The sequence below is a fragment of the Kluyvera genomosp. 2 genome (assembly GCF_036759865.1).
In the GTDB taxonomy this organism is placed as follows: Bacteria; Pseudomonadota; Gammaproteobacteria; order Enterobacterales; family Enterobacteriaceae; genus Kluyvera; species Kluyvera ascorbata_B.
Genome location: NZ_JAPKIA010000023.1, coordinates 16,358 through 31,848 on the forward strand (window position 1 = coordinate 16,358; position 15,491 = coordinate 31,848).

General features: G+C 56.2%; 14 protein-coding genes. 5 read left to right on the forward strand and 9 right to left on the reverse strand.

The window, feature by feature from the left end; all coding sequences use genetic code 11:
* Window positions 1-21: 21 nt before the first annotated feature.
* Window positions 22-1,431, reverse strand: coding sequence for a DNA recombination protein RmuC (gene rmuC / locus V6942_RS21195; RefSeq protein WP_106929892.1), 1,410 nt, complete (start codon window positions 1,429-1,431; stop codon window positions 22-24).
* A gap of 142 nt (window positions 1,432-1,573) precedes the next feature.
* Entirely contained in the window at window positions 1,574-2,335 is a 762-nt protein-coding gene (gene udp / locus V6942_RS21200; protein ID WP_182929684.1) for a uridine phosphorylase, read from the reverse strand.
* A 238-nt stretch (window positions 2,336-2,573) separates the two neighbouring features.
* On the opposite strand from udp, the gene V6942_RS21205 reads away from it, so the two are divergent.
* Window positions 2,574-3,386: a dienelactone hydrolase family protein gene (locus V6942_RS21205; RefSeq protein ID WP_106929888.1), complete on the forward strand. Its 813-nt coding sequence runs from the start codon at window positions 2,574-2,576 to the stop codon at window positions 3,384-3,386.
* A 42-nt stretch (window positions 3,387-3,428) separates the two neighbouring features.
* Here the strand turns inward: V6942_RS21205 and metE are convergent, their stop codons facing one another.
* Complete coding sequence (metE, locus tag V6942_RS21210) at window positions 3,429-5,690, reverse strand: 5-methyltetrahydropteroyltriglutamate--homocysteine S-methyltransferase (protein WP_333501788.1); 2,262 nt, start codon at window positions 5,688-5,690, stop codon at window positions 3,429-3,431.
* A 117-nt stretch (window positions 5,691-5,807) separates the two neighbouring features.
* Here metE and metR point away from each other — a divergent pair, with 117 nt between their 5' ends.
* On the forward strand, window positions 5,808-6,761 hold the full coding sequence (gene metR / locus V6942_RS21215; RefSeq protein ID WP_106929886.1) for an HTH-type transcriptional regulator MetR: 954 nt from the start codon (window positions 5,808-5,810) through the stop codon (window positions 6,759-6,761).
* Here metR and V6942_RS21220 read toward each other — a convergent pair.
* From V6942_RS21220 to pldB, 3 genes are all read right to left on the reverse strand, one after another.
* The gene (locus tag V6942_RS21220) at window positions 6,649-7,548 is read right to left on the reverse strand and encodes a carboxylate/amino acid/amine transporter (protein WP_106929884.1); all 900 of its coding nucleotides are present in this window, start codon (window positions 7,546-7,548) and stop codon (window positions 6,649-6,651) included. The genes metR and V6942_RS21220 overlap by 113 nt on opposite strands.
* A gap of 85 nt (window positions 7,549-7,633) precedes the next feature.
* Entirely contained in the window at window positions 7,634-8,434 is an 801-nt protein-coding gene (gene yigL / locus V6942_RS21225) for a sugar/pyridoxal phosphate phosphatase YigL (protein WP_106929882.1), read from the reverse strand.
* A 41-nt stretch (window positions 8,435-8,475) separates the two neighbouring features.
* Window positions 8,476-9,468, reverse strand: a complete 993-nt coding sequence (gene pldB / locus V6942_RS21230; protein ID WP_333501774.1) for a lysophospholipase L2 — start codon at window positions 9,466-9,468, stop codon at window positions 8,476-8,478.
* A gap of 109 nt (window positions 9,469-9,577) precedes the next feature.
* Here pldB and rhtB point away from each other — a divergent pair, with 109 nt between their 5' ends.
* Both rhtB and V6942_RS21240 read left to right on the forward strand, forming a co-directional pair.
* A complete protein-coding gene (rhtB, locus tag V6942_RS21235) occupies window positions 9,578-10,198 on the forward strand; it encodes a homoserine/homoserine lactone efflux protein (protein ID WP_106929878.1) in 621 nt (206 codons plus the stop codon).
* 155 nt (window positions 10,199-10,353) lie between these two features.
* The gene (locus V6942_RS21240) at window positions 10,354-11,250 is read left to right on the forward strand and encodes an Rpn family recombination-promoting nuclease/putative transposase (RefSeq protein ID WP_182929686.1); all 897 of its coding nucleotides are present in this window, start codon (window positions 10,354-10,356) and stop codon (window positions 11,248-11,250) included.
* A 47-nt stretch (window positions 11,251-11,297) separates the two neighbouring features.
* On the opposite strand, the gene rhtC is transcribed toward V6942_RS21240, so the two are convergent.
* The 3 genes from rhtC to pldA form a co-directional block, all read right to left on the reverse strand.
* Window positions 11,298-11,921, reverse strand: coding sequence for a threonine export protein RhtC (rhtC, locus tag V6942_RS21245; RefSeq protein ID WP_182929687.1), 624 nt, complete (start codon window positions 11,919-11,921; stop codon window positions 11,298-11,300).
* 81 nt (window positions 11,922-12,002) lie between these two features.
* Window positions 12,003-13,832 carry an ATP-dependent DNA helicase RecQ gene (gene recQ / locus V6942_RS21250; protein WP_333501775.1) on the reverse strand — a complete coding sequence of 610 codons (1,830 nt, stop codon included), beginning with the start codon at window positions 13,830-13,832 and terminating at the stop codon, window positions 12,003-12,005.
* A 118-nt stretch (window positions 13,833-13,950) separates the two neighbouring features.
* The gene (pldA, locus tag V6942_RS21255) at window positions 13,951-14,817 is read right to left on the reverse strand and encodes a phospholipase A (protein WP_106929872.1); all 867 of its coding nucleotides are present in this window, start codon (window positions 14,815-14,817) and stop codon (window positions 13,951-13,953) included.
* 160 nt (window positions 14,818-14,977) lie between these two features.
* Here pldA and yigI point away from each other — a divergent pair, with 160 nt between their 5' ends.
* Window positions 14,978-15,445: an acyl-CoA thioesterase YigI gene (gene yigI, locus V6942_RS21260; RefSeq protein ID WP_106929870.1), complete on the forward strand. Its 468-nt coding sequence runs from the start codon at window positions 14,978-14,980 to the stop codon at window positions 15,443-15,445.
* Window positions 15,446-15,491 lie beyond the last annotated feature (46 nt).

The window sequence follows — 15,491 nt, forward strand, 5'->3', positions numbered from 1 at the left end:
GAAATCCGCTGCGCGGCCGGGTTAGCGGCGTTCTGCGGCTAACGAATTGTCATCATTGGAGTCCGTGTCGTCGCGCAGACGAAAATCATCGTCCTGCGCCGTAGCCTGCTCAACCAAATCCGGATTAATCTCGCGCTTCACCTCAACGCCAAGATGGCGGAAGGCTTCCGCCTGCGTGAGCAGATTGCCGCGCCCGGTAGTGAGTTTTTTCATCGCCTGGCGGTAGTTATCCTGCGCTTTATCGAGACTCTGGCCAATAGCCGACATGTCATCCACGAAGAGCCGCATTTTGTCATATAAGCGGCTGGCGCGTTCAGCAATATGTTGCGCATTGCGGCTCTGATGTTCATAGCGCCACAGGTTGGCAATCGTACGCAGCGCCACCAGCAGCGTGGTGGGGCTAACCAGCATAATGTTATTTTTCAGCGCCTCGCTGATAAGTTCGGGCTGGCGATCCAGGGCCAACAGAAACGCCGGCTCAACGGGGATAAACATCAGCACATAGTCCAGCGAACGCAGACCCGGCAGCTGCTGATAGTCTTTACGCCCCAGCAGGCGGATATGATTACGTACCGCCGCGATATGCTCCTGCAGCGCCGCTTCGCGGGTGTAGTCATCGTCGGCGTTAAAGTAGCGCTCGTAGGCCACCAGGGTCATTTTGGCATCCACCACCACGTCTTTACGGTGCGGCAGGCGGACGATCACGTCCGGCTGCATGCGTGAATGACTATCGGTCGCGATACTCACCTGGGTTTCGTATTCGTGCCCTTCGCGCAGGCCAGAGGCCTCCAGCACGCGGGTCAGCACCACCTCACCCCAGTTGCCCTGGGTTTTATTGTCGCCTTTCAGCGCCCGCGTCAGATTGACCGCTTCCTGCGCCATCTGCGCGTTCAACTGCTGAAGATTGCGAATTTCATGCGCCAGGGTATGACGCTCGCGCGCCTCCTGGCCGAAGCTTTCCTGCACCTGACGGCGAAAACCATCGAGCTGCTCGCGCAGCGGCGTGAGCAGGCCGTGCAGACTCTGCCGGTTCTGTTCATCCACGCGGCGGTTGCTTTGCTCGAAGATACGGTTGGCAAGGTTTTCAAACTGCTCGCTCAGTCGCTGCTCGCTGTTAAGCATCAGGCGATATTTTTCATCGCCGTGCTGGCGGGTGGTTTCCAGCAGCGTGGTCACCTCGCGCAGGTCGACCTCTAGCGACGAGTTGATTTCCCGCAGGTTGCGTAGCTCGTTATTCAGCAGCTCGCACTCTTCGCGCCAGTGGGCATTCTGGGCTATCTGCTGTTTCGCCGCGCTCAGTTCGCCGTAAATATCACGCTCTTCCGCCAGCCGTTCTGCCCGCTGCTGCGCCACGCGATAGCTCGCCGCCAGCCAGCCAATCACCATGCCCGCAAGCGCTACCAGCGCATAAATCACCACGGCAATATCCACAATGCCCCCTGCCTAAACCGGTTATCTGCAAAAAATAGAATTGTGCTGTATAAACGTCCAGTTTTAAAGCAGTTTCCTGCGAGCGTCCACGCAAAAAGAAAAAGGCCGAACGAGTCGGCCTTTTGTCGGGGGAAAACCAGAATTACAGCAGACGGCGCGCCGCTTCCACCACGATTTTCACCGCGTGGCTTTCGGTCTGCTTCATGGTCTCTGCATTCGGAATTTCCTGCTGGGTGCGGTTGACGATAACGCCCGCCACCATCCCGGCACGCAGACCCTGGCTTGAACACATGGTCAGCAGCGTAGCGGATTCCATTTCGTAGTTCATCACGCCCATTGACTGCCACTCTTCCATGGAGCCTTTGAAGTTTCTTACTACGCGGCCAGAGAAGGTGTCATAGCGCTCCTGGCCAGGATAGAAGGTATCAGAAGACGCCGTTACGCCCACGTGGGTGGTCGCGCCAACGGCTTTTGCGGCTTCAACCAGCGCGGTAGTACAGGCGAAATCGGCAACCGCCGGGTATTCCATCGGCGCAAAGTGCAGGCTTGCACCGTCCAGACGGACCGATGCGGTGGTGACCAGAACGTCACCGACGTTGATATTTGGCTGGATAGCGCCCGTTGTACCGACACGCAGGAAGGTACGAATACCGAGCTGTGCCAGCTCTTCTACGGCGATAGAGGTTGATGGGCCACCGATACCGGTTGAGCACACGATAACCGGCTTGCCGTCGAGTTCAGCACGCCAGGAGGTAAATTCACGATGCGATGCCAGTTTGACCGGCTTTTCCATCAGCGCGGCGATCTTTTCCACACGCTCCGGGTCACCGGGGACGATAGCTAACGTCGCCCCTTGTAGGTCGTTTTTAGTGAGGCCGAGATGAAAAACATCAGACTTGGACATAAAGAACTCCTCTGTGGTTCAGTTTTGTCAGAAGAAGCAAAAATGTACTTTATAGAAGACCATGACTCTTTTTCGTGACTACCATCACTAAGAACTAAAATTATTACATTCAATTCCACTTAATTAGTGATTTACATCACATTAACAAGTTATTGTTAATTCCTGCTGCACAAAAATACGTCGCATTGAGGCACTGTTATTTGGCTATGCGTTTATTTAAAAGGGTACGGAGAATGCCATGACAACCAACAAACAACCTGGATTTGCCCCTGCTGCTTCACCTCATGCCTCAACAACCGTTCATACGCCCGGAGAGGCCATTACGGCGGGTGAAACCTCTATTCCGTCACAGGGCGATATGCTGCCAGCCTATCACGCGCGGCCAAAGCACAGCGATGCGCCGCTACCGGTAATCATCGTAGTGCAGGAGATTTTTGGCGTCCATGAACACATCCGCGATATCTGCCGCCGGCTGGCGCTGGAAGGGTATCTGGCCATCGCCCCGGAGCTCTATTTCCGCGAGGGCGATCCGAATGATTATGATGACATCCCCTCGCTGTTCAGCGGCCTGGTGACCAAAGTTCCCGATGCGCAGGTGCTGGCCGATCTCGACCACGTCGCCAGCTGGGCGGCCCGCAACGGCGGCGATGCCAACCGCCTGGCGATCACCGGCTTCTGCTGGGGCGGGCGCATTACGTGGCTGTACGCCGCGCACAACCCGCAGCTGAAAGCGGCCGTCGCCTGGTACGGTCGTCTGACGGGAGACAAAACGCTGAATAGCCCTAAACATCCGGTCGATATCGCCGTCGATCTCAATGCGCCGGTGCTAGGTCTGTACGGCGGTGAAGATACCGGTATTTCACTCGATTCGGTGGAAACCATGCGTCAGGCGCTGCGGGCAGCAAACGCCAAAGCGGAAATCGTGGTTTATCCAGATGCGGGCCATGCCTTCAACGCTGACTACCGCCCGAGCTATCACGAGGAGTCGGCGAAAGACGGCTGGCAGCGCATGCTGGCGTGGTTCGCACAGTACAACGGCAAGAAAGGCTAACATTTCAGTAAAAAGAAAACGGAGGCAACCGCCTCCGTTTTTTTATCCCTGACGCAAATTCTGCGCCGCCTTCACCATATTCGCCAACGCCGCTCGCGTTTCCGGCCAGCCGCGCGTCTTCAGGCCGCAGTCCGGGTTTACCCACAAGCGCTCCGCCGGAATACGCTGCGCCGCTTTCTTCAACAGCGCTTCAATCCACTCCACGCTCGGGACATTTGGTGAGTGAATGTCGTACACGCCCGGTCCGATTTCGTTCGGGTAATCGAACGCCTCAAACGACTCCAACAGCTCCATGTCGGAACGCGAGGTTTCAATGGTGATCACATCAGCATCAAGCGCGGCAATGGAATCCATAATGTCGTTGAACTCGCAGTAACACATATGGGTGTGGATCTGGGTTTCATCCTTCGCCACTGCGGCGTTGATACGGAAGGCCTCCACGCCCCACGCCAGATAGGCAGCCCAATCACTGCGACGCAGCGGCAGCCCTTCACGCAGCGCCGGTTCATCAATCTGAATAATACCAATCCCCGCCGCCTCGAGATCTGCCACTTCGTCGCGCAGCGCCAGCGCAATTTGTTTGGCGATGGTTTCGCGGGTCACATCTTCGCGTGGGAACGACCAGCAAAGAATGGTCACTGGGCCAGTCAACATCCCTTTTACCGGTTTGTCGGTCAGCGTCTGCGCGTACTTCGCCCACTCCACGGTTATCGGTTCCGGGCGGCTTACGTCGCCAATCACCACTGGCGGCTTCACGCAGCGGGAGCCATAGCTCTGCACCCAGCCATTCTGGGTGAAGACGAAGCCGTCCAGGTGCTCCCCAAAGTACTCCACCATGTCATTACGCTCGGCTTCGCCGTGCACCAGTACGTCGAGGCCCAGACGCTCTTGTTCAATAATCGCCTGCTTAATGTGTTCAGCAATTCCGGTGCGATAGCGGTTTGCATCGAGATTGCCCTTTTTAAAGTCCAGACGCAGGCCGCGTATCTCGGTCGTTTGCGGGAACGAACCAATTGTGGTGGTCGGCCACGCGGGTAAATTAAAGCGCTCACGCTGCGCGGCCGCACGGGTCGGGTACGCACTGGTTCGCTGGCTATCCTGTGCGGTAATTGCCGCCAGCCGTTTTTCAACCGCCGGGTTATGCACGCGGGTCGAGTGACGACGAGCCTGAATCGGCGCGCTCCACTCAACAATACCCGTCGTGTCACCGCTGTTCAGCGCATCACGCAGCAGTGCCAGTTCGCCACATTTTTGCAGGGCGAAGGCAAACCAGCTCTTCACTTCCGCATCCAGTCGGGTTTCCACACTCAGATCGATGGGGCTATGCAACAGCGAGCAAGAAGAGGCAACCCACAGCGCTCGCTTGCCGACGATATCTTTAATTTGCGCGTATTTTTCGCTGAGATCGGCGCGCCAGACGTTACGACCATTGATCAGGCCAGCGGAGAGCAGCCAGTCTGCAGGCAGGCGTTGATGCAGTTCGCCCACATCATCGTTGCCGTGGACAAAGTCGACGTGCAGCCCCTGAACCGGCAGCGCGGCGATGGTGTCCAGGTTCGGCGTGACGCCTTCAAAGTAGGTCGTCAACAGTAGCTTCAGCTGCCCGGCAAGCGCATCGTATGCCGGTTTGAAGGCATTCAGCCACGCCTGCGGCAGCTCCAGCACCAGCGCTGGTTCATCGATTTGCACCCACTCAATACCGCGTTTTGCCAGCTCGGCCAGCACCTGCTGGTAAACCGGCAGAATGTCATTCAGCAGGCTCAGGCGGTTGAATGGCTCGCCCTTTACTTTGCCCAGCCACAGGTAGGTTATCGGCCCCAGCAGCACAGGCTTCACCTTGTGGCCGAGCGCCAGCGCTTCGTCCACTTCATCCAGCAGTTGAGTCCAGGTCAGCTTGAACTGCTGGCCTTTGGTGAATTCCGGCACCATGTAGTGGTAGTTGGTGTTAAACCATTTGGTCATTTCGGCCGCCGCAGCAGGCTCGCCGGTTGGCGCGCGGCCGCGCCCAATGCGGAAGAGCGTATCAATATCAACGGAGCCGTCTTTGTTCTGGTGGCGAGCTGGGACATTGCCCAGCAGCAGGCTGGTCGTTAGTACGTGATCGTACCAAGCAAAATCGCCGACCGGCAGCAGGTCAACGCCCGCCTGTTTTTGCTGCTCCCAGTGACGGGCCCGCAGTTCGCGGCCCACGGCCAGCAGATCTTCACGGGAGGCGTTCCCCGCCCAGTAGCTCTCTTGCGCTTTTTTCAGCTCGCGATGCAGGCCAACGCGAGGAAAACCGAGGGTGTGGTTTTGAATAGTCATCATATGCCTCTCATGGAATTTTCAGTATTTAGCCATCCAGATGTTTACACATCCATAATCGACAGGTACTGTATAATCCTCAAGCGCAAATTGTTCATGCCGAAGTGAAGGACTTTCATGATTGAAATTAAACATCTGAAAACGCTCCAGGCGTTGCGAAACAGCGGATCGCTCGCGGCTGCCGCGGCAACGCTGCATCAGACGCAATCCGCCCTTTCTCACCAGTTCAGCGATCTGGAGCAGCGCCTCGGCTTTCGACTGTTTGTCCGCAAGAGTCAGCCGCTGCGCTTCACGCCGCAGGGCGAGATTCTGTTACAGCTGGCTAATCAGGTGCTGCCGCAAATCGCGCAGGCGCTGCAGGCCTGCCACGAGCCGCAGCAGGCAACGCTGCGTATTGCTATCGAATGCCACAGCTGTATTCAGTGGCTGACGCCTGCGCTTGAGAATTTCCGCAAACAGTGGCCGCAGGTGGAGATGGACTTTAAGTCCGGCGTCACCTTCGACCCGCAGCCAGCGTTACAGCAAAGCGAGCTCGATATTGTCCTGACATCCGATATTCTGCCACGCAGCGGCCTGCACTATTCACCGATGTTTGATTATGAAGTGCGCCTGATTCTCTCACCGGATCACCCTCTGGCGACCAAAGCACGCGTGACGCCGGAAGACCTGGCGGCGGAAACGCTGCTGATTTACCCGGTGCAGCGTCAGCGCCTGGATATCTGGCGTCACTTCCTGCAGCCAGCGGGGATCAGCCCGCAGTTGAAAAGCGTCGATAACACGCTGCTGTTGATTCAGATGGTGGCCGCGCGGATGGGCATTGCCGCCCTGCCGCACTGGGTGGTGGAAAGCTTCGAGCGCCAGGGTCTGGTGGTCACCAAAACCCTGGGCGAAGGGCTGTGGAGCCGGCTATACGCCGCCGTGCGCGACGGCGAGCAGCGTCAGCCGGTCGTGGACGCGTTTATTCGCTCAGCGCGGAACCACGCTTGCGATCATCTGCCGTTTGTGAAGAATGCCGAACGATCCAGTGCCGATGCACCCACAGCGAGGCCAGGATCACAGCCGCGCCTGTAAGGAAGGTCGGCCAGTGGGGCTGCTGGTGCCAGATAGCCAGATTCACCAGCAGGCCCGCAGGTACGTGCATATTGTTCATGATGCCGAGGGTGCCTGCATCTACCTGCGTAGCACCGTAGTTCCACATGAAGTAGCCAATTCCCGACGCCACCACGCCAAGAAACACCAGGATGCCCCACTGCGGTAGCGTCTGCGGCATTTTCTGCGCATTGCCAAGCAGCGTCCAGGCCACCACCGCCACCAGAAACGCGCCAAGATAGAACCAGGCAAATGCGTTATGCTGCGGCATCGGGCGGGTTTCCATCAGCCGTTTGTAGCCCACCATACCGATAGCGAAAACGATATTAGAGAGCTGCACCAGCACCAGGCCGGTCCAGAAATGGTGGGTGACATGGTCGTAGCGGATAATCCCCGCGCCAATCACCGCCAGCAGCGCGCTAAAAGCGTAGCTCCAGCGCAGGCGACGACCGCTCATCAGGTCATAAATCAGCGTGATATAGAGCGGCGTTAGCACGGTAAACAGCAGCAGCTCCGATACGGTCAGATACAGGTATGCGCGGAAACTCAGCATATACATAATGCCAAGCTGCATCGCGCCCACCAGCATATACAGCCCCACGGTTTTCAGACTGTGCCCGCGCGTACGCAGGAACGGCAGAAACACCAGCGCCGCCAGCCCCACGCGCACCAGCACCGCAAAGTAGCTATCAACATGCCCGGCAAGATATTCGCCGTAAAAGCTAAACGAGAAAGCCCACAGAATCGTGGTAATAATCAGGAGCGCCACAATGAATGTCCGATTGGAAAATGAACATTCATTGTAGCGGAGATGGAAGTTGACAACTGGCTACAAAACAGACACTCGTCAATAATTAATCGAGATACAGCTTACGCAGATAGTGCGGCACCGCGTCATCGGCATTCGAACCAATGACCTCAAGGTCTGGATGCAGATCTTTCAGACGCTGGTGCGCCCCTTCCATAATGCAGCCTTTACCGGCCATCGACAGCATTTCCGCATCGTTCATACCATCGCCAAACGCGATGCAGTCTTTCAGCGTATAGCCCATCGCTTTTGCAACGGCTTCCAGCGCATGGCCTTTTGAGACACCGCCGGCCATTACTTCCAGACAGGTCAGGGTGGAGAAGCTGACGTTGACGCGGTCGCCCCAGCGGGCGTTGATCGCCTGTTCCAGCGGCAGCAGCGTTTCGTGATCGTTGCAGGTAAAGAAGACCTTGCTCACGCCTTCCGGTTCCAGCATACCCGGCTCATAGAGGGTGTAGTTGAACACCGCTTCTTTGAAAAAACGCATCTCTTCCGGACGATGGCGATTCATAAACCACTCGTCTTCACGATAGACGTTGGTCACGATATCCGGGTTGCCGTGGACGATACCAAACAGATCGGCGGCAATATCACGATCGAGGTTGTGGGCGAAAACCTGTTTGCCGTCGGCGTCGTGCACGCGCGCGCCGTTGGAGGTGATCATGTAAGATTTGATCCCCAGGTTATCGCGGATTTGCCCGACGTCGATATAGTGACGCCCGGTGGCGAACACAAAGTTCAGACCGCGCTCGGTCAGCAGCTGCAACGTCTCTTTGGCGTACGGCGTTAAGTGGTGGTCAGGGGAGAGTAAGGTGCCATCTAGATCGGACGCGACTACCTGGTACATAAACGAATTTAACCTCTAAAAAGTGCGGCGCTGACGCCGAATTAAGGGTGCCGATGGAAAAAATCGACGATGGCATTGAGCGCGACTGAGCGCATAGTGTCCTTTTCAAAAAGGATCTCATGGTAGGCACCTGCGATCACCAGCGGTTTACCCCCCTCGCAGGGATGGCCCGCTTCGGCGCGAAGTGCGCAATAACGGTCGTGCATACGGTTATCCACAACGCGTTCTTCTTCTGCCTGAATCAGCAGCACCGGGAACGTGTCGTTCACCGCGTTGGCAAGGATTTGCTCCCCGGCCAGAATGCCTTCTCTGACCCAGTGGTACGTCGGCCCGCCTACGCGTAGCCGGGGTTCATCGGCGTAAAAACGCACGTTGCGCCGATAGCGTTCGCGGCTATGGGTCAGCACGTTGAGACCGAACGGCAGCGCATGCCAGCGACCCGTACCCATGGCATACCCTTCCCGAAGACGCTGATGGCCCTCAGCCCAATCGAGAAGCGGCCGTACCACCCATTCCGGCAGACGCATGATAATACCGAACATCGGCGCGCAAAGCGCGACGGCATCACAGCCCTGCGGATAGCGTTGCAAAAACTGCGTTGCAATCGCGCCCCCCATGGAGTGAGCCAGAATAAACCGCTGGCGCCAGCGCCCGGGCAGCACCTCTTGCTGCCAGAAGGCGGCCAGATCGTCGACGTAGTCGCTAAAGTTCGCCACGTGCCCACGATGAGGATCCGAAAGCATACGCCCGGAACGCCCCTGACCGCGATGGTCAATAATCAGTACATCAAAACCGCTGTGGAAGAGATCGTACGCCAGTTCCGCATACTTCACATAGCTTTCAATTCGCCCAGGGCAAACCACGATAACCCGGTCATGCTGGTCCGAACTGAAGCGAACAAATCGTACCGGAACGCAATCGACGCCGCTAAACTCTGCCTCTTCCCGCCCGCGCCAGAAATCCATTAACGGCCCGGTGGTAAACGCAGCGAACGCGTTTTCTCTGGTATTCCAATCCTTTTGCTGTTGAAACATCGGGCTTCCACCCCTGTTAACCGCTGAAAATTGTTTTTTTGTGACGTATAACACAACGTCTGCACATTAGCGTATTGTGGCATAAAAACAGACAATCAGGGAGTTTCTCATGACCTTCGAATGGTGGTTCGCCTACCTGCTAACATCCATAATTCTCAGCCTGTCACCGGGCTCAGGTGCGATCAATACCATGACAACCTCCATCAACCACGGCTACCGCGGCGCAGCGGCGTCAATTGCCGGGCTGCAGACCGGTCTGGCGATTCATATCGTGCTGGTTGGCGTAGGGCTGGGGACGCTGTTTTCCCGCTCGGTGCTGGCGTTTGAAGTGCTGAAGTGGGCGGGCGCGGCATACCTGATTTGGCTCGGTATCCAACAGTGGCGGGCAGCGGGTGCTATCGACTTGAAAACGCTGGCGAAAACACAGTCGCGAGGCAAGCTGTTCCAGCGGGCGATATTCGTAAACCTGACTAACCCGAAAAGCATCGTATTTCTTGCCGCGCTGTTCCCGCAGTTTATCGTGCCGCATCAGCCGCAGGTCATGCAGTATCTGGTACTCGGCGTGACCACCATCGTGGTCGATATCATCGTGATGATTGGCTACGCTACGCTGGCGCAGCGTATTTCGGCGTGGATTAAAGGGCCGAAGCAGATGAAAGCGTTGAATAAGGTGTTTGGTTCACTGTTTATGCTGGTAGGGGCGCTGCTGGCGTCGGCACGGCACGCGTGAACGCGGCTCGCAGTTTTTTTGTCACCAACGTTGCTGGCCGCCAAATTGGTACGAGGCCGCACGCATAGCCGGAAACGGTTTTAAATTTCCGTTATTGACGCGGACACGTCGGTGCCAGAATACCGCCAGACCTTCTCATTCAAGGATGACGGACGATGGCGGAAGCTGCTTCACCGCATGACGCGGTCTTCAAAACCTTCCTGTCCCGCGTGGAAACCGCGCGGGATTTTATCGAGATTCACCTACCGCCGGCGCTAATAAAACGGTGCAAACTGGAGACGCTGCGCTTAGAGTCAGGGAGTTTTATTGAGGACGACCTGCGCCCTTACTACAACGATATTATCTATTCCCTACAAACAATGACCGGGTGCGGCTATATCCATGTTCTTATTGAGCACCAGAGCTCGCCGGACAAACATATGGCTTTCCGCTTGCTACGCTACGCCGTAGCGGCGATGCAGCAGCATCTCAATGCGGGTCATAAGAAACTGCCGCTAGTAATCCCTATTCTGTTCTATCACGGCAAGCGCAGCCCCTACCCCTGGACGCTGAACTGGCTGGATGAATTTCACGATCCGAATGCGGCGCTCCAGCTTTACAGCCATGCTTTTCCGCTCGTCGATATCACCACCATTCCTGACGAAGAAATTATGCAACATCGCAGTATGGCCGCGCTTACGCTGGTACAAAAGCATATCCGTCTCCGTGATATGGCACAGCTGGAGGATAAGCTCGCCAAACTGTTCATATCAGGACTGTTGAGCGGACAACAAATAACCATCCTGATAAACTACATGGTACAGGCGGGACAAGCTCGAAACGTTCAGAAATTATTGTATGGGCTGGCACAGCGCGTGCCGGAGCATGGAGATAAATTTATGACCATGGCAGAAGAGTTGAAGCTGATTGGGCGAAAGGAAGGTATTCAGGAAGGTAAATTTGCCGCCATGCAGGATGTTGCGAAAGCAATGCTGGCTAAAGGTCTCGACAATAGCATGATTATGGAAATCACCGGCCTTTCAGCCGATGAACTACAGCAGCTCACTCGCTGAAATAACGCAGCCCACCCGGAAACACGTCGTCGGGTGGGACAGCGCGGTTAGCGCGAAATAATCAGGTGAATGCCAAAGCCCGCAAACAGGGTGCCCGCCACGCCGTCAATCCACTTCGCCGCACGCTGATAGCCGCGACGCATTGCGGGCAGTGCGAACAGGCTGGCGACAATCGTGAACCAGGCCAGCGTTTCAATGATAATCAACGCGAAAATCCCCCAACGCGCGCCTGCGCCAACGCTGTCGCCAACGAATAGCGAGAACACCGAGCCAAAGTAGATAATCGCTTTTGGGTTAGCCAGATTGGTCAGCAGCCCCTTCATAAAGCTTCGCCCACCCTGCGCCAGTTCAACCAGCGGTTCAGCTTCCGCCGATACTTTTTCTTTCTTTAACGCCCCGCGCAGCATCTGATAGCCCATCCAGCATAGATACAGGCCGCCACCGACCATAATAATGGTATGCAGCCACGCCATTTTTTCGATAATCAGATGCAGACCGAGCAGCGCCACGCCAGCCCAAACCATCACGCCGCAGGTAATTCCCAGTACGCCCATCATCGCTTCTTTTCGCGAGCGGCTGACGGCTGTTTGGGAAACAAAAAAGAAATCTGGCCCCGGGCTCATCAAGGCAATGATGTGCACCAGCGCGACGGTGAGAAACAGCGTTATCATGATAGACCTACCAAACGGGGCGATACATTCGCGGAAAATAGTACAGTGGGTAACTATCCTGACACTTTTTCCGCCGCCTGACTACTCTTCATCATCGCCGTCGACGTGAACGCGAATCAGCGCCAGGAACTCCCGACCAAAGCGCTCCAGTTTGCGTGTCCCCACGCCGTTAACGCTCAGCATATCACTCGGTGATATCGGCATCTGTTCGGCCATTTCAATCAGCGTCGCGTCGTTAAAGACCACGTACGGCGGGATGTTTTCTTCATCAGCGATGGCTTTACGTAGCTTACGCAGCTTGGCAAACAGCTGCTTGTCGTAGTTACCGACCGCCGCTTTCTGCATGACGCGCGGCTTCAGCGCCACAATACGCGGCACCGCAAGCTGGAGCGGCGCTTCACCGCGCAGCACCGGGCGTGCCGCATCGGTAAGCTGAAGGGCTGAATGCTGGGCGATATTTTGGGTGACGAAGCCGAGGTGAATCAGCTGACGAATGACGCTGACCCAGTGTTCATGGCTTTTATCACGCCCCATACCGTAGACTTTAAGCTTATCGTGGCCGAACTCGCGGATACGCTGGCTGTTGGCGCCGCGAATCACTTCAACCACATAGCCCATACCAAAGCGCTGGTTAACCCGGCCAATCGTTGACAGAGCAATCTGTGCGTCCTGTACGCCGTCGTACTGTTTCGGCGGGTCGAGACAGATATCGCAGTTGCCGCACGGCTCCTGGCGCCCTTCACCGAAGTAGTTGAGCAACACCAGGCGTCGGCAGGTCTGCGCCTCAGCAAAGGCTCCCATGGCATTAAGCTTATGGCGCTCAATGTCTTGCAGCATGCCCTCGGGTTTTTCTTCCAGGCAACGGCGCAGCCACGCCATATCCGCCGGATCGTAAAACAGCATCGCTTCCGCAGGCAGACCGTCTCGTCCGGCACGGCCGGTCTCCTGGTAGTAGGATTCGATATTGCGTGGAATATCAAAATGCACCACAAACCGCACGTTGGGCTTGTTGATACCCATGCCGAACGCAACGGTCGCCACGACAATTTGCAGATCGTCGCGCTGGAATTTTTCCTGCACGTCGGCACGTACGTCGTTTTCCAGCCCGGCATGATAGGCACCCGCGCTGATACCGCGGCTTTGCAGACGCGCGGCGGTGTCTTCTACCTTCGAGCGGCTGTTGCAGTAGATAATGCCGGACTTACCGCGCTGCTCCTGCACGTAGCGCATCAGTTGATCGAGCGGTTTAAACTTCTCCATCAACATATAGCGAATATTCGGCCGATCAAAGCTGCTGATTTGAATCAGCGGGTCGTTAAGCCCGAGCAGCCGAACGATGTCGCTGCGGGTCGTGTCATCAGCGGTGGCGGTCAACGCCATAAACGGCAGCGCGGGGAAGCGCTGTCGCAGCTGGCCCAGCGCAGCGTATTCCGGGCGGAAATCATGCCCCCATTGGGAGATACAGTGGGCTTCATCCACCGCCAGCATCGACGGATTCCAGTGCGCCAGGTGATCGAGGAAGTTATCCAGCATCAGGCGTTCCGGGGCAATGTAGAGCAGACGAATCTGCCCGTTACGGCAGCCGGCCATCACCTCTTGCTGCTGCTCGCGGGTTTGCGTGGAGTTAATGCACGCCGCCGCTACCCCGTTGGCCAGCAGCTGATCGACCTGATCTTTCATCAGCGAAATCAACGGCGAAACCACCACCGTGAGGCCATCCATTACCAGCGCAGGAATCTGATAACACAGGGATTTACCGCCACCGGTAGGCATCACGACCAGACAGTCGCGCCCGCTCAGTACGGTATCGATGATGGTTTCCTGGCCCGGGCGGAATTGCTGATAGCCAAAGGTCTCCTGCAAAACCTGTTTAGCCAGCGATTCCTGATTTAAAACTTCCGCCTGTGCCACGTTGACCCCATTCACCTGAAAATAAAAACAGGCGCTATTTTCAGCGCCTGCGTGCCAAACTGCAATGTTTTAGACGAATTCCTTCGGCCGTGCTCGCAACAAACCAGCGGATATGCAGTTAAAACAGATCGTTAAGCATCACACCCACGCCCACGCGGGTCTGATTAAAGTTATAGTCGATCAGTGATTCACCGTAGCCGCTATAGACCTGTGTGTACAGGCGCACGTGTTTGCTGATGGGGTAGCTCACGCCCAGCTCCGCGCCGCCGTAGCCGGTGTTCCAGTTATATTGTCCCTGTGCGCTCAGCACCGCATCGCCCAGCTGATAGCCAATTTTCAGCCGGTAGTAGCCCATGTATTTGGTGATATCTGGGTTATCGTCGGTATCGCCAACCACGTACCAGGGCTTCACTTCCACCAGCCAGTTGCCGTTTTGCGCCATCAGACGCGTGTATAGTCGGTTCCAGCTACGCGAGGTAGGATCAGAGCGGCCGTTAGAGTCATGGTTGAAGCCAAACTCAACGTCACGCAGGGTCCAGCCGGCAAAGCGGTAGTCGGTGGCAAAGCCGAGGAAAAGCTGCGGCTCATAGTTGGTTTCGCGAAACGGTGCAGACTCGCCGCTGTTGGAAAGCTGCCACCAAGAGCGCTGGGTATAGGACCCCGCCAGCACCGAGTTATCGCCCAGAATGCCGCGCCACAGCGGGAAGGCCATACTCAGTTGAAACTTCACCTCATCCTTACGTGCGTTTTCAGCCCAGTCGTACGAGCGAATGGCTTCTTTGTTGAGATCGCTGGTCCAGGTGTACAGCAGATAGTTACTTTCATAGGGGTAGAGCGTGAATGGATTTTCATGCTCCTGCAGAAGATTAGCAATAATGCTGCCGCGCACCGCCGGAACATCATGAACTTCTTTAATTGTCGCTTCCTGCGCCAACGCCGAAACAGGCAGCAGCAGCGCCAATAACCCACTCCTTGAGAGTCGCATCAGTCACTTTCCCCTGAGATATATAAAAATAATGAATAATAAAATGACACGCATTCTACCTTTTTACACGGTTCTTGCTCATCAAACCTTTCTGAAAGTAGAAATCAACACCCGAAGGGCATAAAATCAACATTTTATTAACAAACAAAATAAGGTCATTATGTCTGCCGAACTCACCGCCGCCGACGCGCTCAAGCTGGTTGGGGAAATCTTTGTCTACCATATGCCGTTCAATCGCGCTTTGAATCTGGAGCTGGAGGTCTATGAAAAAGCCTTCGCACAGCTGAGCTTTAATAATCAGCCGATGATGGTAGGGAACTGGGCGCAAAGCATTTTGCACGGCGGGGTCATCGCCTCGGCGCTGGACGTCGCCGCCGGTCTGGTGTGCGTAGGCAGTACGTTAACGCGCCACGATACCATCAACGAAGACGAGCTGCGCCAGCGGCTGTCGAAGATGGGCACCATTGACCTGCGGGTCGACTACCTGCGCCCGGGCCGCGGCACGCGCTTTACCGCCAGCAGCACGCTGCTGCGCGCCGGAAACAAAGTGGCGGTTGCCCGCGTCGAGTTGCACAACGAAGAGAAAACGCATATCGCCAGCGCTACGGCGACTTATATGGTGGGATAACCGCCAGAATCGCGTAAAATTGCGCGACTTTTTCGTAATGGATGTT